General features: G+C 41.5%; 19 protein-coding genes. 11 read left to right on the forward strand and 8 right to left on the reverse strand.

The window, feature by feature from the left end; genetic code table 11:
* Positions 1-147: 147 nt before the first annotated feature.
* Positions 148-1,515 (reverse strand): anaerobic C4-dicarboxylate transporter DcuC, encoded by a 1,368-nt coding sequence (dcuC, locus tag LIX84_RS02840; RefSeq protein ID WP_226420568.1) that lies wholly within the window; start codon positions 1,513-1,515, stop codon positions 148-150.
* A 355-nt stretch (positions 1,516-1,870) separates the two neighbouring features.
* Complete coding sequence (locus LIX84_RS02845; RefSeq protein ID WP_005398197.1) at positions 1,871-2,995, reverse strand: acyl-CoA desaturase; 1,125 nt, start codon at positions 2,993-2,995, stop codon at positions 1,871-1,873.
* Between the two features lie 272 nt (positions 2,996-3,267).
* Here LIX84_RS02845 and LIX84_RS02850 point away from each other — a divergent pair, with 272 nt between their 5' ends.
* Positions 3,268-3,816 carry a GNAT family N-acetyltransferase gene (locus tag LIX84_RS02850; protein ID WP_226420569.1) on the forward strand — a complete coding sequence of 183 codons (549 nt, stop codon included), beginning with the start codon at positions 3,268-3,270 and terminating at the stop codon, positions 3,814-3,816.
* An 86-nt stretch (positions 3,817-3,902) separates the two neighbouring features.
* On the opposite strand, the gene LIX84_RS02855 is transcribed toward LIX84_RS02850, so the two are convergent.
* A complete protein-coding gene (locus LIX84_RS02855) occupies positions 3,903-4,520 on the reverse strand; it encodes an HAD family hydrolase (RefSeq protein WP_226420570.1) in 618 nt (205 codons plus the stop codon).
* Positions 4,521-4,887: 367 nt separating this feature from the next.
* Between LIX84_RS02855 and LIX84_RS02860 the strand changes: the two genes are divergently transcribed.
* Positions 4,888-6,933, forward strand: a complete 2,046-nt coding sequence (locus LIX84_RS02860) for a hybrid sensor histidine kinase/response regulator (RefSeq protein ID WP_182033029.1) — start codon at positions 4,888-4,890, stop codon at positions 6,931-6,933.
* Positions 6,934-7,037: 104 nt separating this feature from the next.
* Here the strand turns inward: LIX84_RS02860 and cqsA are convergent, their stop codons facing one another.
* Both cqsA and ylqF read right to left on the reverse strand, forming a co-directional pair.
* Positions 7,038-8,219 (reverse strand): alpha-hydroxyketone-type quorum-sensing autoinducer synthase, encoded by a 1,182-nt coding sequence (cqsA, locus tag LIX84_RS02865; protein ID WP_226420571.1) that lies wholly within the window; start codon positions 8,217-8,219, stop codon positions 7,038-7,040.
* A gap of 340 nt (positions 8,220-8,559) precedes the next feature.
* Entirely contained in the window at positions 8,560-9,504 is a 945-nt protein-coding gene (gene ylqF, locus LIX84_RS02870) for a ribosome biogenesis GTPase YlqF (protein WP_005376521.1), read from the reverse strand.
* Between the two features lie 805 nt (positions 9,505-10,309).
* Here ylqF and LIX84_RS02875 point away from each other — a divergent pair.
* Together LIX84_RS02875 and LIX84_RS02880 are read left to right on the forward strand one after the other, a co-directional pair.
* Positions 10,310-10,744: a type III secretion system chaperone gene (locus LIX84_RS02875; RefSeq protein WP_226420572.1), complete on the forward strand. Its 435-nt coding sequence runs from the start codon at positions 10,310-10,312 to the stop codon at positions 10,742-10,744.
* Positions 10,745-10,754: 10 nt separating this feature from the next.
* Positions 10,755-13,505, forward strand: coding sequence for a hypothetical protein (locus LIX84_RS02880; RefSeq protein WP_226420573.1), 2,751 nt, complete (start codon positions 10,755-10,757; stop codon positions 13,503-13,505).
* A 457-nt stretch (positions 13,506-13,962) separates the two neighbouring features.
* Here the strand turns inward: LIX84_RS02880 and LIX84_RS02885 are convergent, their stop codons facing one another.
* Both LIX84_RS02885 and LIX84_RS02890 read right to left on the reverse strand, forming a co-directional pair.
* Entirely contained in the window at positions 13,963-14,700 is a 738-nt protein-coding gene (locus LIX84_RS02885; RefSeq protein ID WP_226420834.1) for an EAL domain-containing protein, read from the reverse strand.
* Between the two features lie 179 nt (positions 14,701-14,879).
* Entirely contained in the window at positions 14,880-17,096 is a 2,217-nt protein-coding gene (locus LIX84_RS02890) for a M9 family metallopeptidase (RefSeq protein WP_226420835.1), read from the reverse strand.
* Between the two features lie 265 nt (positions 17,097-17,361).
* Here LIX84_RS02890 and LIX84_RS02895 point away from each other — a divergent pair, with 265 nt between their 5' ends.
* The 3 genes from LIX84_RS02895 to LIX84_RS02905 all read left to right on the forward strand — a co-directional run bounded on the left by LIX84_RS02895 (position 17,362) and on the right by LIX84_RS02905 (position 22,942).
* Positions 17,362-20,397, forward strand: coding sequence for a M6 family metalloprotease domain-containing protein (locus tag LIX84_RS02895; protein ID WP_226420574.1), 3,036 nt, complete (start codon positions 17,362-17,364; stop codon positions 20,395-20,397).
* Between the two features lie 46 nt (positions 20,398-20,443).
* Positions 20,444-21,424: a GlxA family transcriptional regulator gene (locus LIX84_RS02900; protein WP_046876016.1), complete on the forward strand. Its 981-nt coding sequence runs from the start codon at positions 20,444-20,446 to the stop codon at positions 21,422-21,424.
* Positions 21,425-22,033: 609 nt separating this feature from the next.
* Entirely contained in the window at positions 22,034-22,942 is a 909-nt protein-coding gene (locus tag LIX84_RS02905) for a LysR family transcriptional regulator (RefSeq protein ID WP_124007822.1), read from the forward strand.
* 52 nt (positions 22,943-22,994) lie between these two features.
* Here LIX84_RS02905 and LIX84_RS02910 read toward each other — a convergent pair whose 3' ends face one another.
* Positions 22,995-23,438, reverse strand: a complete 444-nt coding sequence (locus tag LIX84_RS02910) for an A24 family peptidase (RefSeq protein ID WP_046876018.1) — start codon at positions 23,436-23,438, stop codon at positions 22,995-22,997.
* Between the two features lie 194 nt (positions 23,439-23,632).
* Between LIX84_RS02910 and LIX84_RS02915 the strand changes: the two genes are divergently transcribed.
* Genes LIX84_RS02915 through LIX84_RS02930 form a run of 4 tightly spaced genes read left to right on the forward strand, consistent with a single transcriptional unit; the run spans position 23,633 to position 26,491 of the window.
* Positions 23,633-23,884, forward strand: coding sequence for a Flp family type IVb pilin (locus tag LIX84_RS02915; protein ID WP_046876019.1), 252 nt, complete (start codon positions 23,633-23,635; stop codon positions 23,882-23,884).
* 56 nt (positions 23,885-23,940) lie between these two features.
* Positions 23,941-24,696 carry a pilus assembly protein CpaB gene (locus LIX84_RS02920; RefSeq protein ID WP_124007824.1) on the forward strand — a complete coding sequence of 252 codons (756 nt, stop codon included), beginning with the start codon at positions 23,941-23,943 and terminating at the stop codon, positions 24,694-24,696.
* Positions 24,697-24,698: 2 nt separating this feature from the next.
* Complete coding sequence (locus tag LIX84_RS02925) at positions 24,699-26,042, forward strand: type II and III secretion system protein family protein (RefSeq protein WP_226420575.1); 1,344 nt, start codon at positions 24,699-24,701, stop codon at positions 26,040-26,042.
* Positions 26,042-26,491 carry a hypothetical protein gene (locus LIX84_RS02930; protein WP_005445974.1) on the forward strand — a complete coding sequence of 150 codons (450 nt, stop codon included), beginning with the start codon at positions 26,042-26,044 and terminating at the stop codon, positions 26,489-26,491. The genes LIX84_RS02925 and LIX84_RS02930 overlap by 1 nt, the downstream gene beginning before the upstream one ends.
* Positions 26,492-26,493 lie beyond the last annotated feature (2 nt).

Raw genomic sequence — 26,493 nt, forward strand, 5'->3', positions numbered from 1 at the left:
GTAATAACCGAGAAATATGTCACGAGTTGAGTAACAATTAAAATGCATTTACAAAGCAATACAGAAAGAATAATGACACTGGAGAGATGAAAGAAATAGGCCCAGCTAGAAGCCGGGCCTTGTCGATAAGCAATATTGGCGATGCCGTTAGGCACTCATTGGAACAAGCACCATAGTACCAATTATAACTGTGATAAGACCTGCAAGAACCGGAACAGATGTACGTTTTACAACCTCAAACGGGCTGATGTTCGCCATACCGGATGTCGCAACGATTACGCCAGACACTGGTGAGATAGTACGACCTAGGTTTGATGCTTGAAGCATCGGGATAATTAGGAACGCTGGGTTTAGTCCCATTTTCGCAGCCAAAGATGGTGCCAACTCCACAAATGCATAGAAAGGTGCGTTACCAGACCCCGTTGCAATCGCTGCTGCAACTGTCAATGCAGTAAGGATAAGCATTAAAGCAACACCGCCTGCACCTGCATTGTCTGCAAGGTGAAGTAGGTTATCGATAGCGCCGATAGACATTAGACCTTGCGCAAAAACCCCCGCTGCAACCAAAAGCATCACAACGCCTTTGAACGCGTCAGCCATGCCAGCGTAACAAGAATCTAAATCTTCCAGTGATTTCTTACCATCAAACTTATTTACAACGTAATGGATCAGAGCGCCAAGGAAAATCGAACCGACCACAATAGTGTAAATGTCTAGGCTAAGTCCTGGAATGGTACGACCGTTGAATAGGAACACGCCGATGATAGGTAGAAATGGCAGTGCCGCATAAAACGCTGGTGCATCGGCTTTGATCTCTGATACATCAATTTTTTCCATTGGCGTATTTTCTTTCTTATCTAAGTATTTGTTCCAGAAGAAAGCCGCGGCAGCCATCACGATGATTGCGCAAATAGAAACAGGCAACACTGTTTGTACCGCAAACACATCAAGCGCCAAGCCAGATTTTTCGGCGGCGATCACCACATCACCAGAGGTTGGAGAAAGAATGATTGCCGCAGGAGAGGCACAAACTGCAACCGCTGCTGGACGAGAGATCCCCATCGCGACCATCATTGGGAACAATGTCGCCATTAATAGTACGCCAAGGCCAGTTGCAGAACTTACCGCAAGAGACATCAAACACGCCACAATGTAAGCCGCTACCAAAAGGATATAAGGAGACTTGATAACAGAAAGCGGTTTAGAGAACTGTTTCACTACAACGTTATTCGCGCCGATGTGAGTCATATAGGAAGCGAAGCCACATAGCAACATGATTTGCATACCAAGGCCGCCGCCGCGGTATTGTAGCATGTATTTCACGTATTCTAGCGCGTCTGTCACCATGTTACCGGTTGAGGTGATTTTTGAGGGCAGTACGTCATGCCCCAATACGCCAGTCATAAGAAGTAAAGCAATACCAGCCGTCAGTAACACGCCCGCTGCTTTATAGCCTTTGACGATAAAGTAACCCACAGCAATGGTGACAACTAAGCCAATTAAGAGCTCTAACATAGGGATCTCCGAATGTTATGAAAAAAAGAAAGAAACTGTTTCAGTTTATGACAAGGAATTTACAGAATTCTTAACTGTGGCACGAGACAAATATGGGGCTTGCATGATCTGAGACAAATAATAATTTAATAATTAATTTCGTTAGATTGTATTGTTAGAATTTGGTTTTCTAAGTGTTATGTGCTGGTTTGAAGCTGTTTGCAGGAAGGAAAATATGACCAGAAATTTGAATAAATAGTGAGGGAATTGATTCAAAATGAGAAAAAGAAACAACTCAGTGAGTTGGGAGAGGGTAATAATCCTTGCAACAAAAAAGCTTCGCCGAAGCGAAGCTAAATCGTAAGGATGGGTTAAGTTAAGCGTATCGGCGCACCATTAGGTTCCAACTGCGTTGTTGCCGCTCGAACTCCGCTTTGATTTGCTGATACTTTATCTTTGTCACAGAGCACTCGTATTTTTTTACCACACTGGCTGTTTTTGCACCGAGTACTTCCTTGCGCATTTCATAATATTCCTGCATGTGATGAACTAGCGCATCAAACTCGTGTTGTAACTGATCAAGAATCGTTTGCGTATTCGGTTTTGCTCCCAGTTTTTCTTTTGCTTTCTTCAAGAGTTGAGTTGCGCGAGCTTTTTCAATTCTAAATGTAGGCGTTGTGCGCAACTTAGATGTGAGTCCAAGCCAAGAACAAGACTTAATCAACCACTTGGTCGGGTCGTAATGCCACCAATACACACCATTACGATAGTCATTCTCGAAGATATGATGGAAATTGTGGTAGCCCTCACCAAATGTGAAAAAGGCTAACACGCCGTTGTCGCGAGCGGTGTTTTTGTCCGTGAAAGTCTGTTTTCCCCAAACATGCGCAAGTGAGTTAATGAAAAAGGTCGTGTGGTGGCTCATAAAGAGTCGAGCGGCACCAACTACTAATAACATACCCCAAATATCGCCGTAGATAATACCAAGAGCGACCGGAAAGCCAATATTGGTGAGTAGAGCAAGTGGAACATAGTACTTATGTTGCCACATGACGATTTTGTCACGCTTTAAATCGCGGCAGTTGGTGTATTCGTTTTCCTGCGATTTGTTGTAGTCGCGTAACATCCAACCAATATGAGAATACCAAAAGCCACGTTTCGCTGAGTAAGGATCTTTGTCGTTATTGTCGACATGCTTGTGGTGTACACGATGATCAGAAGACCAGTGTAATGCACTATTTTGCAAAGAAAATGCTCCTCCAATCGCAAAAATAGCACGTAAAATTGGATGAGCTTCGTATGTTTTGTGGCTCCAGAGTCGGTGATAGCCTGCGGTAATAGAAAGATTCGTAAAACTGAATGCCATCACTCCCCAAACTAGATGCTCCCAACCCAGTCCAAAATGATATGCATACCAAGGCATTACAATAAAAGTCAGAACAAAACTGGAAGAAAATATCAATGTATTCAACCAGATAATGGGTGGTTTGTTTTGAGTCACAGGTGTATTCCTAACTTTGAGCTAACAACTGTTCGCCAGAATATCAGCGTACACGTGTAAGTCAAATTAAAGTTAGACAAATGTGACTGTTCCTTTGGATGTACATTAAGGAACTTGATGGGATATTTTGCTTTTAATTGAATAATGAGTAGTATTAAAAAATGAGCTCTGGCTTAAGGTGTATAAAATCTGCCAAGAAACAAGTGTTATAAAGGTGGAATATGCCGAGACTCTATAAAGAAGCAAAAAATGTAAGAAAATAGGAATACGTAATGGATTTACGATTAGCGGAATATAAGGACTACGAGCGCATTGCGCATCTTCATGCGGATAGTTGGAAGCGTCATTACCGTGGCATTCTTAGTGATAACTATCTTGATAAAGAGGCGATTGACGACAAACTACTGATCTGGCAAACCCGTCTGACCAACCCACCATTCAACCAGCACATTGTCTTGGCGGAAGAGGGTGGTTTGTTGCTCGGCTTCGTTTGTGTGTTTGGCAACCATGATTTCGAGCATGGAACCTTTATTGACGCACTGCATGTTGATGACAGCTACCGCGGTCGTGGTATTGGCAAGCAGCTATTACTTGCTGTCGCAGAATGGCAACAACAGTATTTTAAAGACACTGGTCTTTATCTAGAAGTCGTATCGCAAAACATTTCTGCAATTGAATTCTACCGCCATATTGGAGGTCAAGAATGTCAAGAGCGAACTTGGCGTGCGCCAGGTGGTACAGAAGTATTGGAGAAGGTATTCCGTTGGAAGAATGCTCAGTCACTAGTCAGTGGGATAGAAGAAAACGTTATTTACTCCTAGTCTGACGTTTTAGCTTAGCAATAAGAGCAGCATCAACGCTGCTCTTTTTTGTGCCTGCCCTAAAGTTTTGTGTTTCAGTGGGCGACTCAAAAGCAAAGCCCCATGGCTTTTAGCTCTGACTCGCATTGCTGAGCATTTTCAAATTGAATGGCTTCCATGCCTACCGCTCGGGCCCCTTCGACGTTGTATGGCATATCATCAAGAAATACCGTTTCCTCAGCCTGAAGTTGATACGTTGAAAGTAGGGCTTGGTAGATCTCAGCTTGTGGCTTTAGTAACTGCACTTCAGAAGAGATGATTGCACCGTCAAACAGCGGCCAGAATTCATAGGTAGCACGAAGATGCTCGACAATTTCGTTGACGTTGTCTGTGAGCGCATAAACGCGATATCCTGCACTTTTTACTCTTTTTAGCAGTTCGACACTGCTGTAAAGTAATACTTGTGTATGTTTGACATAGTAAAAAAAGCGGTCCATTTTTTCCGCTGTCACCTGATGCTCACGTTGATAGCACAGTTTGGCTTCCTTTTCGGAAATGATTCCTTTGTTTAAGTCTTTCCAGATTTGTGATGAAAACAGCAACTGGGCCATTTTTTCCGCTTCTACTGAGTGACCAAATGTTAAGCGAACAATCTCTACCGGAGACCAGCGTACTAATACATTTCCCACATCAAAAATTACGTTTTTTATTTGTAAAGGTTCCATAACACACCCCAAGCCAATTGTTCATCACCGCGTTACATCCACAGTGAGTGCTGTCGTTAAATCTTTGGAAGTTCGAGCCAAAGGCGCGGTTTAAATGTCTCGAACGTATATGAGATTAACATCCCTTAGGATACAACGCGATTATCGCAAAATTACACTAAACTATATGCAACTTCATTTATTTGGTTGTAAATCAAGTGTCGCTATCTTAAAAGATTGAAATTAAAGACAAGCGTCGCGAAATATTTGCGCCATTTCGCGCTGCTTATAAGCGTTAAGTAATATATAATTACTTAATAATAAAACGATAAGAATGAATGCAAATCACACTTTTGGGACGTCAGGCGGAGTAGGCAAAATAGATAATATGGACTCGATACGTAAGGTTTATCAATATGCAGAGCCCAACCTGACTCTCGTTGGTTGGATGGGGTTTCTTGGCTTTCCGCTGTACTACTTTGTTTGGGATTTTGTTTTCCCACAGGCTTATGAAAACTTGCCGCTCAGATTGTTTTGTTCACTATTGTTCTTTGGCATCATTTTTAGAAATCGCCTGTCGTCAACGTGGCGAAAATATATCCATATTTACTACCAAGTGACGATAACGATCTGCTTACCGTTTTTCTTTTTCTATATGTTACTGATGAATGATTGGTCCAATGTTTGGGTCATGTCCTTTATGTCCGCGATTTTCTTGCACATTCTATTGGTTCATGTCACAAGAGTTATGTTCGCTCAAACTTTTGCCGGAATAGGTTTAGCGACGTTCTTTGCTTGGGTGGCGAAAGGGTTTCATCTTGATTTAACAATGGACTGGACACATGTGCCAATCTTTCTCTTTATTTATGTATTTGGCAATTTATTCTATTTTCGGAACCAAGTGGAGCACGAAGCGAAGGTGTCGTTGGCCAAGTCATTCGGGGCCGGAATTGCGCATGAAATGCGTAACCCTTTAAGTGGCCTTTGCACGTCAATCGATGTTATCCAATCAGTCTTACCCAATAAAAAAGAAGCCGAGAAAGACCAATATCTGATGAGCGGAGAGGATGTCACCCTGCTGCGCGAAGTTAGTGAGGATGCGATGAACATCATCCAGTCGGGCAACGAGACGATAGATTTACTTCTGACATCGATAGACGAAAACCGTGTCTCGCGATCCAGTTTCCAAAAGCACTCTGCTCACTCTGTGGTTGAAAAAGCGATTGAAAGCTTTAGTTATAAGCGTGCGACGGATCGCTTTGCTATATCCCTAGATGCGAGAAGTGAGTTTGATTTTCTTGGTAGCGATACCTTACTTAAATACGTTATGTATAACCTTTTCAAGAACGCCTTCCATCACCGCACATCTGAAGATTTCCACATACATGTGTCCATGACGAGCACGGAGCACTCAAACCAAATCGTTGTTACTGATAATGGTGCAGGCATTGCTCCTGATGTCCTACGTAATATATTTCAGGACTTTTACACAACTGGTAAGTCAGGCAGCTATGGTTTGGGTTTGCCATTTTGTAAAAAAGTGATGCGCTCTTTTGGAGGTAACATTGAATGCCAGTCTCAGCTAGGTGAGTGGTCTCAGTTCACGTTAACTTTCCCGCCGATCACATCTGATATCGTGACTGAAATTAAAAACGATTTGACCAAACTCAAAACCATCCTAACGGTGACTAATCAAGATATTCTTGTGTCGAAAGTGACGGACATTAGCCGTTTCATGGGTTTTGAATCAACGATCTTAGATGTTAATCAAGTGCTCAAAAAGAAAGAGTATGAGTTCGAATTCGACCTGATTTTTATCGATCTTGAGAGCTTGGATGCAAGAGCAAACCAATTGGATAGATTAGAATCTCTTTTGTCTTTCACGGAAGCTCGTATCGTTTATCTTTTTGAGCATCACCCGACACAGAGAGCACGCAAAGCGGCATATGAGCCTATTTGGGTGGAGACTCAAGCCTGGTTATTGAATACTAAGCCAACCATTGACCGTCTCTTGTATGATTCAAGCTATGTGTCGACACCAACGGCCTCAGTGGCTTTGGATACGTCAAATAAACGGACAATTATGGTCGTGGATGATAACGAATCTTTGCGAAAATTTACCGCGATGTTACTCGAAAAGCAGGGCTTTGAAGTGATTCAGAAAGAAGACGGGCAGCAAGCACTGGATACATTAGAGCAAGAGAACGTTGACCTCATTCTTATGGATATCGAGATGCCCATCATGGATGGTGTAGAAGCTTCAAGGCGAATTCGAAGCTCGGATAAAAACTATGCGTCGGTACCTATTATTGCGCATACTGGGGATAGCTCACCTGTTACGCTGGACAAAATAGGCTCTTCTGGCATGTCTGACTTTATCGTAAAACCAGCGGATAAAAATCGCTTATTCGACAAAATCGCAAACTGGATTTAATCACTCGCAACAGTGTTATCTTGAGACGAGTTGCTCATAACGACGAATACGAATAAAGAGCTCAGCAAAACTGCTGAACTCTTTATTTTTACCGACACTCTAGCTTATACAAACTCTAGATCGGGATGAACAAACGCTTCTTGGCAGGCGGAAAGAACGTGATCGACTTCGGCGGCAGTCATGTCCGCATTGACAGAAAAACGAATGATGTTCTTGTTTCTTCCTGTTGCAGGGCGACAGAAAACTGCGCCAAAGACATTCCTTTCTTCTAAAAAGTCGCGAACTCGCTCAGTGTTTCTTTCGTTGCCACATTCTAGCGCGATAATTTGCGACTCACTGCGAATAGTAAACCCAATACGTTTTAAACCAACGGCTAGAGACTTCGCTCTTTTAAACAAAATCTCCCGCTTGTCATCGACTTTTTTTATGACGTCCAGTGTTTTTTCTAACCGAATAATCTCTTGCGGTAACACGGTAGAGCTGAAAATGGCAGGATACGCGACAAATGGAAGCGTCTTCGCCAGCTTTTCTGCCCCTAAAATTGCGCCAGCACGATAAGCAAATGTCTTTGCAAGACTTACGGTTACAAAATCCACCATATGAGTCAAATCCAGCTCTTGCAGTAGCCCCGCGCCTTGCGGACCGTGCGTACCTAACGAGTGCGATTCATCCACAACTAAGCCGCAGTCAAACTCCTGTGCTATTTCGTAGATATCACGTAGAGGAGCAATGGTTCCGATGGTGCTGTAAACCGAATCCACAACAATAATCCCCGAACCATGGCGTGAAATCTGTTTTCGCAAGTGGTTGGTGTTGTTATGCATGAACGGATGAATTTGTGCTCCTGCGATACGTGCACCTTCCCATAAAGACATATGCGCAAAGAAGTCGATATACACAGGTATGTTCGGTGCACAAATAGTTTGTAATAAACCGACATTCGCAGCCCATCCCGATTGAGAAAGCAGACAGCTAGGCATGCCGACAAAACTGGCTAGTTGAGTTTCAAATGCAGGTTTCGACTCATCATCTTGCAAGAAAATCGCGGACATCACGACGTTGTCATCGTGTTGAGAAATCGCATCACGATGCGCGTTTTGAATCTCCTTGTTATGAGACAGTGCCAGGTAATCATTGCTTTGCATAACAACGGCATTACATGGTGGACGTTTACCAAGAACAAGGTGTTTCTTGTTCTCGTTCGGTTCAATTAGATCTTGAATATGAAAATCTAGGCGTTCCTCAATAAAGGAAGGAAGTGGTTTGCTTTGTATAGTTTCACTCATAATAAATCTCTTCTTCATATGGAAAAACGCCAGCGCTGACACTTATTCATATTGCGGATTTTGGGGAGAGTGTCACTAACCAGGTTGCATAAGTTTGCAGACCCTTGCAAACTCGACATTTGAGGGTTGGATGGTGGCTGTAACTCTATAGGGGCCCGGGGTCTAAACTAGTTTGTGCTTAAAGTTTATACGGCGATTTTGCGGTGTTTTTTTCGTGCTTTATGTCTGGACTTTTTATGAGGAATATAAAGTTTGAAAAGTGAAAAAATGGGCGCATTCGATAACAAAAAAGGCGCGAAAATCGCGCCTTAAAATATGATTGGGAAAAGATAATATCAGTTTATCGCTTATTACGTAGATAGCGCTTGCGGCGCTCTTCTTTACGCTTCGCTTTTTCTTCTTCTTTACGAGCGGTTTCAATCTCGACTTCAATCAGCTCTTGAGTGATCATTTCTGGGCGCTCTAGTGTAATTTGGCCTAGTGTCCCTTGGCGAAGTTCGTGCAACAAAATCTCTGATACTTTGTGCAAGTCCACACGTCCACCTGCGCGTAGTGCACCACGGCGACGACCAATTTCTTCCATGATCTCGATATCTGATTCAGGAAGCTCTTCGATTTGGTAACGCTCTTTAAGCTTGTCTGCATAGTGGGCTGCTAGGTACTCAATGGTGTAAAACGCAACCTCGTCGTATTCCATCGCAGTATCTTTTACAGCGCCAGTAGCAGCTAAACGGAAGCCACTGTGTGGGTTTTCCACTTTTGGCCACAGAATCCCTGGTGTATCGGATAAAACGATGCCATTTTGCAGATTGATGCGCTGCTGACGACGTGTTACCGCGGGCTGGTTACCAGTCACCGCGATCGTTCGACCAGCTAGAGTATTGATGATTGTCGATTTCCCAACGTTTGGGATCCCCATGATCATGGTACGAATGTTTTTACCGATCTCTTCACGGTGTGGGGCAAGTTTACGGCAAAGCTCCATGATTCGATGCACTTCTTGCGGTTCTGACGTCGTGATTGCCATTGCTTTTACGTGTTGCTCTTGCTCCAAGTGCTCAATCCATAATTGAGTTAACTCAGGATCGGCCAAATCACGCTTGTTCAAGACTTTAACGACCGGCTTGTCACCACGGATTTGAGAAATCAAAGGGTTTTCACTACTGAAAGGAATACGAGCATCCAGTACTTCGATGATCACATCCACTTGTGGGATTGCTTCTTCGATCTCTTTACGTGCTTTGTGCATGTGGCCAGGAAACCACTGGATTGAGTTATTAACCATTTGAAAAATATACCTTTAGTTTTTATGGCTAAGCTGGTGTGGCATCAAGTGGGGTACCAAATGTATTTTATTCTTCACTTGTAGCTACAACAGCACTGATGTGACCATCTTAACATTTTATTTTGGGTACTAAAATGTTGATAACTACTAAGCCAACCTTTCTAGTTCTATTGCTAACAACGAAAAATGATGCGTAAATGCACTATTGAAGTTCAGAGTAATTGGTGTTGTGAGTGTAAAAATAGGCATGTTTATATCATGATAAAAACTTAAATGCATCAAGTGTAATTATTTCACAGTTGTAGAACGAATTATTCCGAATACTTATAAAGTTATATGTACTCTATCGTTATCATGTATCCATATTAACGAAGGAAACTCCTAATGTCGATTCAATTTGAAGTGACTATTAATTTCTTAATTTTTGATGTTTTAGGTGGGTTAGCTTGATGTTTTTTATAAATGACCATCATAAATAACATTTTTATATCTTATATTATAAATTCCTATAGGAGTGCTTTTTGGACAAGGTAATCATACTGTAAATATATTTATTATAAAGGATTAATAAAGTAGTAAGTTACCTTAAATACAAGTGTAAGCCGATTTAAAAAATATCGAAGAGAAAATAGAGCTCTAAACTTAACGCCTAAAACTTTTCGCCGAGTACTGATAAAAAAAGTCTGTTACTGATAACGCCCTTTTTCTGAGAGTTTTAACATGAGTTAAAAACGAGGCCATAAAAACAAACTGTATTTTGTTAACCGTGGCGTCAGAACCTCTCTCGGAAAAGTTTGGAGTTGTTATGGAAAAAATGCAGTGGGAGAAAGTGCTCGGTGACACAGTAGGTCAGCCAGTCTCTTTCGACGAATTCTCATTAACATCGGTAATGTTTGAAGAGCCTAAAATGATAGTCAATTTCGAACTTCGCGTAAATGAACTTGTTATTTATGCCTTGGTTGGAGAGCTGATAGAAGAAAGGCAAATGCGGGGGCTTCTTGAAGGGAACTGTCTCTGGAATTCAACCAATGGTGCAACGCTCTCATTGCTCGATGAGAAGCGTGTTTTGCTCGCTATGTCTGTGAGCCACCAAGACAAACTTCGTTTTTCTGAACTTCTTTCCGGGTTTGTCGATGCTGCTAGCTACTGGCAGCAAAAGTTATTAGAGGCGGAGCCAGCGACAGTTGATGCGCAGGATATGAGTGGCTTCTCTTCTCCTCGCAGTTCTTTATTTGTTTAGGAGTGATGCCATGACTTCAGTGAATACGTCTTTCGTTGATCGTTCTCTTCATACTAATTCTGTACAGGAAGTGGAAGGTGCTAACACCAACAGTCCGTTGGCGCTAAATGTAGCGAGCAATCCACAGCTAAGTGGCAATGCTAGCTTATCATCTGCGCACCGCGTTGAAGCCTTGTTTAGCCAAAATCAACGGGAAATCTTCACTAATTTTCCCCAGTCTGTCCAAACGGCTTTATTGGAAACGCCTTATCTAAAAGAAAAGAGCGATACCTTATCAAACCGAGAGTTTGGAAAGGTGCTTGCTGCGGCAGGACATTTAGAAACGTATCTAGGTTCTTCTTCTAGCAATCTACAACTGTTTGCCAACGCGGCGCTTGGTAACGTATTTAAAACTGGCGATAGTTCGCTATTACTTAAAGCGCTGGATCGTCTTCCTGTGTCTGAAAGTGTCAATACTGCCCGTGATGCGGTGTCCACACTAAAGAGCGACAAGACCGCAGAAAATTACAGTAATGCTTATCAAGCGCTGGCAAAGATATGCGAAAACTTGGGAAAGGGGTCTCCAGAGCACACTCGAATTGCCGGACTAGCAGAACAGTTACGCAGCGGAGGGCTAGAGCAGCTACGTGATCAATTCAAACAGCAATTAACCGAGCAGTTCAGTGGATTAACTAAAGGCGGCACGGAGTCAGCCGTATCGACCTCTTTTGAGATAGGTCCTGCGCTTGGTCTGTTTAATCTTGAGGCCGCATCGGTAACCGTTGAGCTCAAATACGACTTCAAAGTGTTTGGTGGTGATGACACAAAAATTCGCGCGAAGCATAACTTCTCTCTTGGTGTTAATGCCTCAGCGGGTGGAGGCGAAGTACCTGTAGACGTTCATGTTGGTCGTAATTTGGGGCTGGGCGCAGCACAAAGCTTCCCGAATCTTAAGTCGTTTGTGGATTATCATGCCAATGATATGATCGCGATGCTTGCAGGAAGTGGTGTTAAGAAATTGACCAATTTAGGCGGTATCCATCAAGCTCGTAAAGCTGACCGATTACTTGAAAGTGTTGTCGCAAACAACCACAAACTACAGCAAGACTTACGTCAGCAAGGGATCTTAGGACAAGGCGACAAAATAGAAGTAAAAGGCAGAAAGTACGATGCTCCGGTGAAAGCAGAAACCTTTGCTGGAAGTCTTTCTGGCGGTGCTGGTGTAGGGATAAAAGATCTTTCTAAAATCAGCGGTGGTGGCTCTGCGTCGATAACCGAGACTTACTTCACTAAGCATACCGATTTGCTCCAACAACTGCGTCAGCAACCTGTCCGACTTATGGCTCGTAATCCGGACTATTTTACTGTTTCAGTACCGTTTGAAGGATATGCAAAAGACGCTGAATTTCTTGGCAGTCGCCAGACTCTAAGCGGTTCACAAGGTTTAGAGTGGATGAAAGAAACGGCGTTGGAGGTCAGTGACCTTGCCCAAAAGGTAAAAGCAGATCCAACGGCTCAAAACCCCAAAACCGGCGAAATCAATGCTGATGTCTTGAAAGCAAAGCGTGCTGAGATCAAAGACGTCATTACCACTTTGTACAAAGAGTACGAGAGCTATTCAATCCTCGTTAACCAGAAGGATTCGAGTAAAAGCCGCGATGCGGATAAGCAAATGGGCGTTATTAAGCATGGTATGGAAAGTGACCGCGGTGCTGTTGGTCGAGGAGAGTATTTACGCGCGGTGATCTGTAGTCATGTTGCGTTAACCCAAGCTTACTTGGCGAGCTTCTCTGAGGGAGAGGTGCCTTATCTTAATAAAGACGAAGCAGGGTTTTGCCAATTCCTTACCGAGATCGACCGTGCTTACAGTAACCCTCAAATGAACCTTGACCAAAAGCGAGACATTGAAAGACAGCTAACGCTAGTGTCGGGTGCGCAAAGCACCAACGTACAACTGAGTGGTAATGTATCTGTGCAAGTTCCGGGTGTGAGCAAAGATGTTGGAATGGTCGTCAAATACAACAATATTGTAGGAGACATCAACCCCGACAATGATGGTGAATACCTTAATATCGCCTTCACTGCCAATATCCCGCTAGGTGAGCCGTCATCAAAAGAGGGAACACAAGGTGCGAAGAAAACCTTTGCTCGTGCGGTTTTAGGGGAGGCGCTTAGTCAGTTTCTTTCGAGAAATTCCATCGAAGCTCAGTTGCCAAGTGACGCGACTTTAGGGCTGGAAGGTGCACTTGGACTCGGTGCTCAACTTGAGTTAAACATGGTGAAAGGGGAAGACAATAAATTCCATATTCAATACATTCGCGCGACGAAATCCAGCTCACTAGGTGGCAAAGGTTCCGTGACTGCAGGTGCTGTTAAGTTTGGTGGTGGTGTGAGTGTTTCTTCTAATACGCATTTATCTGAGTGGTTAGGTGATGACACGTTAACCTACTTACAAACCAAGTTTAACGGCTGGTCAGTGGGGCAAGAGCCACAGCTTTGGCAACGTTATTGCGATAATCACCACAAAGGTTTGGAGAAGGTATTCAATAAACTTATTGTGCCTTCTAGCAATGCGGCAAAAGAGCTCACCAAGATGGCTGAAGACTCGAAGGATATGAAAACACTCAAATCCGATCTGCTCTCTAAAATTGGCGAATGGGCTGAAGATAAGTCCGAGGCAACATTCAATAACGCATTAGACAGTTTCAGTAAGGTGCTTGCTGGGCAACATCACGCCTATAAAGATGAAGCCGTATCCCGCCTATACTCAAAAAAGCGCTAATCTAATTTATTGCATAAAAATTAAAAGGGCCCTATCGATAGAGACAAGAGGGTCCTACTTTGGCAAAGTTTTCTAGTTCTTTATTTTTAATTAAGAAGTACATAACCAGTTTGGTCTTTATATAAGGCACACTCTGGAAGGAGAGTGGTTTCATTATTCTTACTACCTGTTCGGATAGTTGTAAGGTAAATGGGAGAGTATTAGAGCTACTTTTAGAATGTGATTAGGCAAGCTTTAAAGTCTAAATATCAACAATTTTACAGAGCTTGCTTTAAAGCATCAGCTCTAAATTTTCCTAGCTATCTTTAGCTACTCATAAACACGTTTTTTAGTCATTATATCTAGTGTTAAGCTCTTATTTATCAGTTGGTTGCATTGTTCAGACGTTTTAAGTTCAGTGTTTATGCAAGGTTTGATTCCTGTGCGACCTCTATATTGAAAGTTTTGGGCTCTTTGTCTATCCTACATACGAGAGCTTTCCGGAGTCGGAAGCGCACGGTTTTGAATCGAGAGAGTTTAATGGGGACGGTCTAAAGTAATAGTAACCTTGAGTCAACGAGTGGCTTGTTTTTAACATCTTATGATGTTCGATGTACTCAGCGCCCTCGAAGATCAATCCGTGTAAACAGAAAGGGGCTAAAAAGTACTCTAGAGCTTGTATAGACTCTTGGCCGGCGTGTTTTAGAAAGCTTTTGTCAATCTTGATACGATCCCAAAGTATTTTGCCAAGAGACATGTTAGCCAGCTTGTTGTTACGGTGATAGTCATCCAGCCAAATTTCGATATTGTTCGTTTGTAACATTGATAAATTTTCGCGTATTTCTTTTGATTCGGTATAACAATCAAGCTCGCTTATCTCAAGAGCAAACTTAGCACCATTGAAGCTTAAAAGCTCACGGACAAAGTTCTCATCAGCTAAGCAAGAAAGTTTAATATTAAAAGAGTGTAGTTGGTGAGGGTATTTTGCAAGAGAAAATCGAATTTGTTGTAAAGCGAGAGTTTGAATAAACGTGTTGTCTATAATGGAAAAGAATACATCGTTGTTTATGTTGCTTTTATCAAAAGTGCGTATCTTAGACAAAGTTTCGTAATATTTAATTTCTTGGCTTCTAGGACAGAGGATAGGTTGTACTAACGTTTTTATATCAAAGTCAGTCAATTTGAAGCTAGGTAGGTAAGGCATATTCCTTTTCATATTATCCACTTTATCAGTTAATTATTACTATGTTTGACTCACACTTAAACATCGCTTCATATTCTATATCTAAAGTTATCACGTCAGGAAATTAAGAATTATAATGCCTCTATAAATAATATTTAATGTTCATTAAGCACCATCGCTAAAACAGGTGCTTAATGAACAATGAGAGTAATTTATTTCGCAACAACAGACAGTTCTACGTCGTAGTCTTCACGACCACTGATGCTGAAATAGTATTGGCCCATTTTGATTGAACCGTCTTCATTTTTGGGGATTGAAATCGTTTCATTACTGCCATGGGTGTAGTTCGACCATTCATATTCAAAGTAGTGGCAGACTTTGTCGTAACAAGCGTATAGATCGGCATCACCAGTGCCGGAGATAGACACTTCCAGTTGATTATAACTTTCCGAAACATCGACAAAGAAGAGCGTTTCAGAGAACTTTTTACCGCTTACTTGGATGCTGGTATTGAGTTCGATTTTCTTAGGCTTCTCTTTCGGTTTTGGCTGAGAAATATCCGAATCGTCAATGTCTTTCGTCACCTCATCCAACCACGAATGAAACTCGGTATTGTAAGCAGGCCCTAATCGTTCAAGCAGTTTTACCCACTCTTTGTATTGGCCGGTACGCGAGTAACCTAACAGTTCAGTAACGTCTTCAGGGTGTTTCTCTATCATGAAGCGTACAGCTAAGTAGCCCCAGCGATACACACGGTTTAAACCGTCGCTGTAGTTCGTACTGAACACGTCTGCCAATGTGTGCGTCTTTTCTTTGCCAAGTACTAGAGCAGCATTGTAGCCCTCTTTGTAATACATGTATTCAGCAAAACCTTCCAACCACCACACGATACTGCCTTCGCGCATTGTGTCATGGAAGTCACCGTATTGGTTGAATCGACCATCTAAATAATGCACATATTCGTGCTCTAAGTTTAGAATCGAAAAGTCGTCATCCCATCCGTTTTGATAAGCGACGAATCGAGGTACATTTCCTTGTTTTGATGGGTCTCGCTCAAGGAACTGTCCGCCGTTGTTGGTTGTGTTATCAAAAAGGAAGCTGGAGTAGGTCGAATAGTCACTTTTGGTTTTAAAAACAATAACATCGACACTATCGCTATAATCATCAGCGACAGGCTGATATCCGGTGTTAACAGTTTGGTGAAAGTCATCTTCTTTGAAGTTTAATGTTTCGCAGCTTGTTATTGCTTGAGCTTCTGTCATCTCTTGAGCAAGAATTCGCGCGGGTCCGCGACAATCATAACTGAATGTCATTATTCGCTGTTTTAATACGGATTTTGAGTTACTCAGCCCTAGCTGCTCAAGATAATCTGATGCATAAGCGTCAACCATTTCGGCGATGCCAACCCAAATTCTGTCTGACTTACCGCCTAGCGGGTAGCGCTTTAGCAAAGAATCTAAAGTGTCGACAACGACTTTTTTTGTCTCTGCATCTTCAGTTTTTACCAGCCTAGCGAGCTCTCGCGCGGCATTGCCAAGTAGTTGTTCAGAATCCGTAGCTATCGCCCATTCGTTGTTGGTAATAAAACCACTCAAACGATGGATATAACTTGAGTCAGATTCAATCACATCGTAAAACGCTTTGGTTTGTGAGTGCCCAGCCATAGCGACAAAGATATTGTTGATGGCTTTACGGTAGTAATAGCTGTCGCTTTTATCCGCTGAAAAGCTATCAAGAATAGCGAAAACATCGGGTGCGGCGATGGCGAGTTGACGAATACTATCAACAACAATCAACATGGATGCGAGCGCTTCTTGCTGTTCGCGGCCGCCAGTTAGAGCGTATGGCGAGCGCAAAAATTGTTGAATGGTATTGGCAATATTTACGCTTAATTCGGATGGGAAAGGTTGCAACTTTTTAGCAAAGGTATCGTGTCGGTTTTTGTAAGCTGCCTTAATGAACTCACCTAAATAGTATATTTGCTGAGCTTGCTCTTTTGTTCCTTTATAAGCTTCAGTTGCCTTTTTTAATCCGCCAGTAATTCGACTCACGCTCATGGTACTGAAGACGACGTCTGCTTGCTCTAACGATGGCGAAAACCACGTTCTCATGCACTCGTAGTCACTGTTTGCGACTCTTGATGCGATATTGACTCGGTCAACCGTAAAATCTTCAACAGTACATTTTCCTTTGTGTGGGAAAAGCTCAGTTTCGTGATCTACCACGGTGTCATCGTCAGTGGTATCGTCGTCTTTCGTGGAATCATCATCGACGGTACTGTCATCATCTGTATCTGTATCGTCATCTACAGTTGAATCTACGTCAGCGTTGTCATCGTTTTTGTCGCCAGAATCTACGCCAGCGACGGGAACAGTCTTGACTCCACCGGAAGAATCATCACCACCACATCCAGTTAAAACACCAAGCATGGATAATAGAAGACATGCAGTTTTAATATTTTTCATAGAATTAGTATTGTATTTGAAATGGACGTCAAATATATATTTTTACTGATGCATAGTTAAATAATAGAATTTAATGGTTAGATAAAAATGTATTATGCTCAACAGGCCTATTTTTATGTGATATTGAACAAATAACCATTATTTATAAATTCAGTAGAAATGTTAATTGGGAAGGAAAAATTGATTTTGATATACATAACGCTTGGTTTTTATTTTAGTCGACGGGTATATGAAGAAAATATATTTTCCAATCATCAGCACTTTGATGGTTTCCTTTGCTCATGCCAATACGCTGCCTGCGCCAACTTGGCATCAATTTCAGTTAAATGATGGCTCAAAGAAAGAATTAAAACTTTATGGCGATCAAGAATCTTTCTGGTATCAAGATAGAGAAGGCATTATTTATGTCTACGATGAAGAGACAGGGTGGTTTTATGGTAACCATGAAATTGTTGATGGTCGTTTTGTCGTCACTTCTCTTGGGGTTGAAGCCAAATTAGAAATGCCACAAGCTGTGAGAGAGCTGTTAAAAGAGCGCGTCACCCCGACGTCTTCTTTATTGCCTTCTGAGCACGTTTATCCAATGAATGAGCCATATCTTGAGCAAACTCCCATTCGAGCACTAAACGCAACAAATGAGCCCACGCCCCAACCTTTGCTTGTTGTTCAGGTGAGCTTTAACAACCAAGACTTTGTGAATGACTTCACCAATGTGATTTTTGGTGATAATCAGCAAAGTGTAAAAGACTACTTCAGTAAGAATAGTTACGGACGTTACATCGTAGAGCCTGCGAAAGAAACGGAAGGTACGGCGAACGATGGTGTTATCGATCTTACGTTGGATATCGCTCACCCGAACTGCCACTCAAAAAATGATGCGACTTGTGACAGTAAGTTAAATGAAGCCTTTAAAGCCGCTTACGACAAGTTGGACCGTTATGTGGATTTGTCTACTTACGATTTGAATAACGACGACAAAATCACGCCTGACGAATTGTCTGTGATGTTTGTATTTGCGGGGTATGACAAATCTGCCGGTTCAGTAAATACGCCGTACATTTGGCCTCATCGTTATAGTCATAATGCGATTGAGATCGATGGAAAGACCATTCGAGATTACTGCTTGTTTGCTGACTTCCAAAGTGACCATCAATCTACGATGGGCGTGATTGCCCATGAACTTGGACACTTGATGCTTGGTCTACCTGATTTGTACTCCTACAAACATTCCGGCTCTGTTGGCCAATGGGGATTAATGGGTGGCGGAAGCTGGGCAAGTAAACAAGGTGATACGTATGCAGGGGAAACGCCGGTCAATATGTTGGCATGGAGTAAAGAAGCTGCTGGTTTCATCAAGCCGAAAGTGATTGAAGCGTCTGGTTCTAGCACGATCGAGACTCGTCAAGGCGAGGGTGTGGTGTATCTCGATCCGTACTTGAAACAGCAAGGTCCAAGAGCTTACTTCGAAAACAGAAGAAAAACGGAATACGACCTTGCGTTGTCAGGTGAAGGTCTTTTGATCACGGCCGTAAGTATCGACAACCGTTTCAATGACACAGGGCCAATGCAAGTTCAGGTATTCCAAGCGGACGGTCTGGATGAACTACAAACTCGTGGTTGGTCAGATCAAGGTGATGTGTTCCCGGGCTCAAGCAATGTGGTCACTATTTCGGACGATACAACTCCTTCTTTAAAACTCATCACCGGTGGCCGGGAAACCAATATCTCGATTAATGATATCGCCAGTACAGATCAAAGCGGCACGTTACGAGCATCTATTCCTTCATCGACGAATAAATCGGCTTGGATAACGTCACTTTCAAGAACGTACGTGTATGAAGACAGCCGCAACAATACGATAGGGTTTGGGTTAGAAAACAACGACGGTTACCAATCTTTGGTTGGTTTCTACTTATTTGCTAAGCCAATCCTACCAAACTCCGAGATGCGTTATCGCATGTTTAAATATGACCTGACTACAAACCGTTGGGGGAATGCTGCTATTAACGTTGACACTCAAGTTGAAGTGTCATCGGGGGTGATTCCTACGTTTGGTGGTCGAGTTATGTTTGCATCGCCATTTGATATCGATGAAGGTGAGCAGTTGTTGGTCATTGAGCTAGAAAACGCTAAGCCAGAATACAGCTATTCATTCTTGGACGCTTATTTGTCTAACGGAGAGAAAAAGAAGCAGTTCTATGGAAATGCCAGTTCGTACAAGACGAGCGGATTAAGCGAAGGGCGTGGCCGTAACTATCCTTTTGCTGCTTTGTTAGAAAAACCTCAGGCGAAACCTAGTATTACGGTTGAAACGGATTCCGTCACCGTATTAAGCGGTGAAAGTATTACGATTGATGTACTGGCGAATGACCACTCATCAGATGCGAATAGCACACTGAAGCTAGACAAGATCACATCAAAGCCTTCGATTGGTAGCGCTGAAATCTCAGGACAAAAAATCCACTATTCTGTTCCTGTTTCGGACATTCCAGAACAACGAGCAGTAATGAAGTATCAAGTGTCTGACGATTTTGGGACGACAGCAGAAGGTGAGGTGGTCATCACGATCAATTCTCCAGTAATCACCGCCAATAGTCTTCAATACAAAGCGCTAGAAGATACGCCACTGGAACTTAACTTACGTCAGCAACAAGGACTAGAGAAAGGGGACACCATCGTCATTAAAAAGCCGCCGATGCACGGCAAGATTGATGGAAATACCTACCAAAGCAAGGAAAACTACTTTGGTAATGACCAGTTTGAGTTTTCTATTGTTAAAGAGAACGGACGTGAATCTAATACAGCTATGGCTGTAATTTCGGTCGAAGCGGTTAATGATGAGCCGATCTTTTCTATCGAAGCGAGTCGTAAAGAAGGCCTATCAAATGAAAAAGTCACACTATCTGTACTTGTCTTAAAAGACGTTGATTCAACCAATCATTCATTCAAATGGCGTCAAGTTTCTGGGACTAAAGCCCAGTTTGCCACCACGGACACGATAAGTGTAGAAGTGACGTTACCAAAAGTGAGTGAAAAAAGTGAAAAGCTGACGTTTGAAGTGACGGTAAACGACAATGATGGTGCAATTATTACTAAGAACGTTGCTATGGTTGTTAAGCAAGAAGTTGTTGTGGAAAATGATCCTGGCAAGAGTGAAGAAGGTGGCTCTATGGGGCTGTGGGTCATTCTGTGTATGATCCTGATTAGCCTAAGAACAAAGGTTAATAATTTGTATAGATTCGTAATAAGAAATGATATTTGGTAGAAAAATATTATAATTCATCGCCTTGTATTCGCAGGATGAATGAAGATTGAAGGAAACCAATAAGAAAAACCTCCGTGTCGTAGCGCTTGCTCCGACAGGGAGGTATTTTGCATCAATAATAAGCTCATTAGAGATCTTGGAAACAGCAGCTGAATTTGCAGAGTTCCAAGGTTTCATGACACACGTCGTTACGGCAAACAATCGGCCGTTAATTGGTCGAGGGGGAATCAGCGTTCAACCTACCGCACAATGGCAATCATTTGATTTTACAAACATATTAATCATTGGCTCTATTGGCGATCCTTTAGAATCGTTAGATAAGATCGATCCTGCATTGTTCGATTGGATCAGAGAGTTACACCTAAAAGGCAGCAAAATAGTTGCAATTGACACTGGTATTTTTGTCGTCGCGAAAGCCGGTCTTTTGCAGCAAAACAAAGCTGTAATGCATTCTTACTTCGCCCACCTCTTTGGCGAACTGTTCCCTGAGATAATGCTCATGACTGAGCAGAAAGCACTCATTGACGGAAACGTCTATCTTTCGTCTGGACCTTACTCTCACTCAAGTGTGATGCTGGAAATAGTAGAAGAGTATTTTGGAAAGCACACTCGAAACCTTGGTAACCAGTTTTTAAGTACAATAGAGAGCAGTGGAAACTCTCATTCATACTGTGATGTTTTCCGTTACATGCAACACAGAGATGAGCTGATTCTAAAAATCCAAAAATGGATTCTCACCACGGATCTAGACATCGTTTCTATCAGTGATTTAGCGAATGAAGCTTGCTTATCAGAACGGCAGTTAAAACGCCGATTTAAAGAGGCGACATCCATCAGTCCGTTAAAGTTTATTCAGTTAGGGCGTTTATCTTTTGCAAAAGAACTGTTGAGGTCAACAAAATTGTCAATTGATGAAGTGGCAAGTCGATCTGGTTATGTTGATACACAGTTTTTCAGGCAGATATTCAAACGAGAAAATGATTGTTCTCCACTTGAATATCGTAAAAGAAACCAAATTAAAGCTTAATGATAAGCATATCTCATGGCCAGAATTATGATCTATACAACATTATTAATTGAATAGTCATATTTACATTCGTTTTAAATCCACATTATAGTTCGAACGAAAATAGCAAACGTTTGCTATTTTCGTTCGAGTATAAATGAGTTAGTCTTGAATTAATTATTAATAACGGCAACTTATACTTATATATACGTATTCTTATAATTACTTAATTTCTATTAATAATATTGTCGTTCATATAATGTATATATTTTGTTATGAAATAAAACTATATGAATATTATTAAGTGATTACTTAAAATAAAAGGGGGATTTAGACCTTATAAAGGGGGTGATTAAGACACAATATTATAAATTTACCTTTTTTAAATCAATTATTTTTCAGCGTAAAATAATAATTAAAACATGTGTTTGCAATGTTTTTTGTCTTTTCGGATCAGTGGAAAACTTAGTTAATAAGAAACTCGTTTCTTATACAACTGTTTAATGCTTAGACGTAAAATAAGAGACTGAGTTATAGAGGGGAGCTATTTATTAACTAGCTTCATCTGTAGCTTTATGGATTTATAAAAATTATAACTATCGGAAATTATTGGGTCTTGGTGTTATTAAAATGAAAGCAAATAAACGTACCATCGATGTAAAGTACTTGCGCACTTTTTCACATGTTGCAAGGCATAGAAGTTTTACTGCGGCAGCAGAAAGTCTATATTTAACCCAACCAGCCGTTTCACAACATATTAAAAAACTTGAATGTACTATAGGGGCTGAAGTCTTCGATCGAAAAGATGGATTCAATCTGACTAAACATGGCCAAATATTACTTAGTTATACAGACAGAACAATGTCTTTATATGACCAATTATTTGACGAATTGGCTCAAGTAGATATGTTTGATCGGTATTCTATTGCTATATCTGATTCATTTGCTCCTGAATTGGTAGCGAAGGTAATTAGCTCTTTTAGAGTGTATAACGACGTCGAGTTAGCTATTACAAGTTATAGCGACATGAATTGTGTTGATAAAGATAACCACGATTTAGTCTTCGCTATTGGTGACACCACATCCGTGGAAGGTCGCGTTTTCCCCCTAAATAGAGAGCAATACATTTTGGCTTGCGGCTGTGCAGTCAAACCTGAGGAATGCTACCCTGAGCGAATCGTCTTTTGTAATACTTTGACTAGGCGAGATGCTGAGGTATTGCTTGACTCTTCTGGGGTGGATACTTCTAGAGTAAAACATTGGCTTACTACTTCTTCGTCTCGATTGATGATCAATGAACTGCAAGCGGAAAATACTTTTGTTATCTGTCCTAGTTGGACACTGGGCGATTACAAGTGTAGCCAGTATCCGCTATCCAAGTACATCGAGATGTACGTATGGTGTAATGATTCTGCTGCGAAGAAAATCGACCAAGAACGTTTGAGAAGTTTGATTACCGAAACATTCCGACTGACTTCTAAAGGCGTGGTTGGTAGACCACCTACGGGTCGGTTACTAACCAGTTGTGAAGTGATGTAGAAAAACGCCATGCCTATTGAATAAATAGACATGGCGTTTGTTTTAATAATGATTAAATTAATGACATGTAGAAGAAAAAGAGCCCACTCGTACCAATTGGTATTGTGTAAGGGATGCCGTTCTCAAAAAAATTTTTTTTGTGATAAACAGACATTAACCACATAACCAATATTTGAATCCCACCCATTAATCCGATCGCTACTATTGCAGCTAACATATATTCATCGTTCACTCCTAAGAAAAGTGCACCAATGAGTTTTACATCTCCGCCTCCTACAATGTTTATCAACCAAAGTATAAAGAAACAAATAAAAACAGAGATACTCACTGTGAGTTGAGCTAGTGGTTCTGGAGTAAACAACAAGCTAAGTAGTGAAGTAATAAAGATAATAAGAAGAAATCGATGTTTCACAATTCTATAACGAATATCGTCATAGAATATGAGTAAGACGTTGACCAGGCAAGTTAGCCACAAAGCAAAATTTATATAATTCATTTTCCTATTTTAAATTTTTCACTTATAAATTCAAATTGTTTTCGATAATAAAAATTTATGTAATGGATTTCATTGATTTCATAACAACATCTTATATGTGAATAAAAAAGCTTAATTGGTGTGATTGTTTCTGTTGATGTAAATTTTATTCGTTCACGAAATGAGTGATTAATTCAAGGGAAATAGAGGTAAACATGCTTTTAAATATCAATAATAAACTTCGTAATATCCGCCATAAATTTAATTCTGACAAACGTGGTGTCACTGCTGTGGAATACGCAATCATCGCTGTAGCAATGTCTTCAATTATTCTATTTGTTTTCAAAGATGGCACTTTGAAAACAACGTTAAATGATGCGATGGGCAAAATTTCCACTTCAATGGAAAGTGCTAACTCTGCTGGAGGTTCTGGCTCTGGCAATAAAGCTGACGGTAAACAAGGATAAGTTAACCAGTTATAAATTTAGAGAGGGGAAACCCTCTCTTTTAAGGTTTTTATTCTATGAGTAGAGCATTAGTTTTTGTATTTGTTGCTATCACTATGTTTTTGGCTTTTTTCTACGTCAGCGATTTTTTTGATCAGCCTGAGCCAGTGGCTGTGGTCGAAAATGAAGTGTTTGTAGAGGTCGCATTCGTTAATCGAGCTGTAAACAAAGCTGAGCCGGTTAACACCGATGCAATAGATATTCGTGAGTTTCCCGAGTCGGAAGCAAAACAGCATTCATACGTTCCTTACGCGAGTATCAAGATTGATTCAGGTGCTCTATGGGCGAAAGACGTCAATGAAGGTATGCAATTAACACCAGACTTGGTTTCTAATCCTGGTGAAAAAGATTACATGTATCTTTCACTTAAAAAAGACCAAGTGCCTTACTACTACTTGTCGCAAGGCAGTAGCATTGTAGAAGCGCTACCAATTCAACCTGGCGATCGCGTCAGTTTTGTTGCCACAACCTCATCTCAATCTAATTTATTAGAAAGTGGCTATTCCGATATCGATAGCTTAACGAGCAACGTCATCATTGACGGGGCTTTGGTTTTGCAATCGATGAACGTTTCTGAAGATGATGATTCGTCAAATGAAGAATATGGCTTGATTATCGCGTTGACCGTTAAACAGGTACTTAAGCTTGAAATGGCACAGAAAATCGGAGCCATTACTCTGGTTCCAGCAAAGATGGTTCATAAATACTTATCTGTAAAAAGTAGCGATTTGATTGAGCATCGATTTGGCGTTCGACAGCTGAGAGGGAATTAAGGGTGTTCAATAAAAATATATTATCAGTCACGCTGGGATTGGTTTTGCTTCTCCCGGTTTCCGCGTCAGCTGGGGATCTATTAAGCCTTGATAAAGGTGCAGCGAAGACGATTAATGTAAAACGCAACATTGATACCGTGTTTGTCGCAGATACCCAAATTGCGGATTACAAGGTCATCGCAAACGGGAAATTGGTGATTTACGGTATTGGCCGTGGTGCCACTTCCATTATCGCGTACGACCGAGCAGGAAACGAAATTTATAACGCAGAAGTGGTAGTAAATAAAAGCTTAAGGCTTTTAAAACAAACGCTTATTGCAAGGTATCCCGATGAAGACATTAAGCTGACCAATATTGGTGAGCAGGTTGTCATTGATGGTGTCGTGAGCAGCGAAGAAATCAAAAACAAGGTGTATCGCCACGTAGGTGAAATGCTGAAAAAGAGCAAACAAAGGAACACTTTTGAGCTTACTAATGCAAACGGAGAAGCTGGCGATGCTCTCGACTACACAGCGACTTATGTGTTTGAAGACATCATCAACAACCTGAAAGTTCTCACTACTGATCAAATCAACGTAAAGCTGACGGTTGCAGAAGTTTCAAGTTCATTCTTGACCGAGCTAGGGGTTTCATACGCTGAAACAAACGGTAAGTCCATTGGTGGTGCTGGTCAGTTCGTCAATAAAATTTTAGATTTTACTGCTGAGGATATCGTTGCGGTTATTTCAGCGAGTGGTAATGATAGCATTGGACAAGTGCTTGCCGAACCAAATTTATCAGTGATTTCCGGTGAGTCCGCAAGCTTTCTAGTCGGTGGTGAGATTCCTATTACAGTTCGCGATAACGACGGCATCTCTGTTACTTACAAAGAGTACGGCGTAAAGCTGTCGATGGTTGCTAAAGTAACAGACTCTGAAAATATTCGTTTGTCACTGCTGCCGGAAGTGAGCTCTATTGATAAGACCAATGGCGTGAACTCTGGACTCATCAGTGTGCCTTCTTTGAGGACTCGCAAAGCCCAAACGACCGTGCAATTGAAAGATGGTCAAAGCTTTGTTCTAGCGGGCCTGTTGACATCAGAAGAGCAGGAATCACTAGCCAAAATCCCTTACCTAGGTGATATCCCGATTTTGGGTGCACTGTTTAGTAAAACCAATACTGAAAGAAGAAAGACTGAGCTGATTATCGTGGCGACAGTTAACCTCGTCGATCCCGTTAGAGAAACCGATATTAAACTGCCGAAGTTTAAACGAACGAGTGATCTTGAGCGTTTGTTGAAACTTGATCTTTCAAATGTTGATGACGAAGAGCTGGAAAATACGATAAAGGCGGGAGGCTTTAACTAATGAAGGCAAATCTATTGTTGGTGGTTTCTGTATTACTCTCGGGTTGCTCGGTATCGGTAACACCAAACAAAACAACCGTAGACACAATTGTAGAAACCTTTGAGTTTCGAGTCACAAACAAAGAAGTGGCGATGGATAAGTCGGTTAACTTCGTCAATCAAATCAATCTTCAGTATCCGAAGTCGACATTTGCAATCAATTACGACGCCAAAGAAAGTCAGTTTGTTGATGGCTTTGTGAAAGAAATCAAAGCCAAAGGCGTAAACAAGTTGCGTTATACCCTGAACGCAAACAGCGAAAGCAAAGGCGTAAAAATCGTTGCGAAATACCACAAGATGCAAGAGCAAACTTGTGATGCTGTTTCATTCAACACCCTTAAACATCATCCATTTGGGTGCAGCTTGGAATACAACAGACGCTTGAGTATGACGAATCCTGTGGCGGAGTAAAA

It is taken from the genome of Vibrio sp. E14 (assembly GCF_020515785.1).
GTDB classification, from domain to species: domain Bacteria; phylum Pseudomonadota; class Gammaproteobacteria; order Enterobacterales; family Vibrionaceae; genus Vibrio; species Vibrio diabolicus.

Excerpts from the sequence above, each read along its gene's own strand:
- dcuC (WP_226420568.1), bottom strand. The coding sequence starts at position 1,515 with ATGTTAGAGCTCTTAATTGGCTTAGTTGTCACCATTGCTGTGGGTTAC.
- LIX84_RS02850 (WP_226420569.1), top strand. The coding sequence starts at position 3,268 with ATGGATTTACGATTAGCGGAATATAAGGACTACGAGCGCATTGCGCAT.
- LIX84_RS02855 (WP_226420570.1), bottom strand. The coding sequence starts at position 4,520 with ATGGAACCTTTACAAATAAAAAACGTAATTTTTGATGTGGGAAATGTA.
- LIX84_RS02860 (WP_182033029.1), top strand. The coding sequence starts at position 4,888 with ATGGACTCGATACGTAAGGTTTATCAATATGCAGAGCCCAACCTGACT.
- cqsA (WP_226420571.1), bottom strand. The coding sequence starts at position 8,219 with ATGAGTGAAACTATACAAAGCAAACCACTTCCTTCCTTTATTGAGGAA.
- ylqF (WP_005376521.1), bottom strand. The coding sequence starts at position 9,504 with ATGGTTAATAACTCAATCCAGTGGTTTCCTGGCCACATGCACAAAGCA.
- LIX84_RS02875 (WP_226420572.1), top strand. The coding sequence starts at position 10,310 with ATGGAAAAAATGCAGTGGGAGAAAGTGCTCGGTGACACAGTAGGTCAG.
- LIX84_RS02880 (WP_226420573.1), top strand. The coding sequence starts at position 10,755 with ATGACTTCAGTGAATACGTCTTTCGTTGATCGTTCTCTTCATACTAAT.
- LIX84_RS02885 (WP_226420834.1), bottom strand. The coding sequence starts at position 14,700 with ATGAAAAGGAATATGCCTTACCTACCTAGCTTCAAATTGACTGACTTT.
- LIX84_RS02890 (WP_226420835.1), bottom strand. The coding sequence starts at position 17,096 with ATGCTTGGTGTTTTAACTGGATGTGGTGGTGATGATTCTTCCGGTGGA.
- LIX84_RS02895 (WP_226420574.1), top strand. The coding sequence starts at position 17,362 with ATGAAGAAAATATATTTTCCAATCATCAGCACTTTGATGGTTTCCTTT.
- LIX84_RS02905 (WP_124007822.1), top strand. The coding sequence starts at position 22,034 with ATGAAAGCAAATAAACGTACCATCGATGTAAAGTACTTGCGCACTTTT.
- LIX84_RS02910 (WP_046876018.1), bottom strand. The coding sequence starts at position 23,438 with ATGAATTATATAAATTTTGCTTTGTGGCTAACTTGCCTGGTCAACGTC.
- LIX84_RS02915 (WP_046876019.1), top strand. The coding sequence starts at position 23,633 with ATGCTTTTAAATATCAATAATAAACTTCGTAATATCCGCCATAAATTT.
- LIX84_RS02920 (WP_124007824.1), top strand. The coding sequence starts at position 23,941 with ATGAGTAGAGCATTAGTTTTTGTATTTGTTGCTATCACTATGTTTTTG.
- LIX84_RS02930 (WP_005445974.1), top strand. The coding sequence starts at position 26,042 with ATGAAGGCAAATCTATTGTTGGTGGTTTCTGTATTACTCTCGGGTTGC.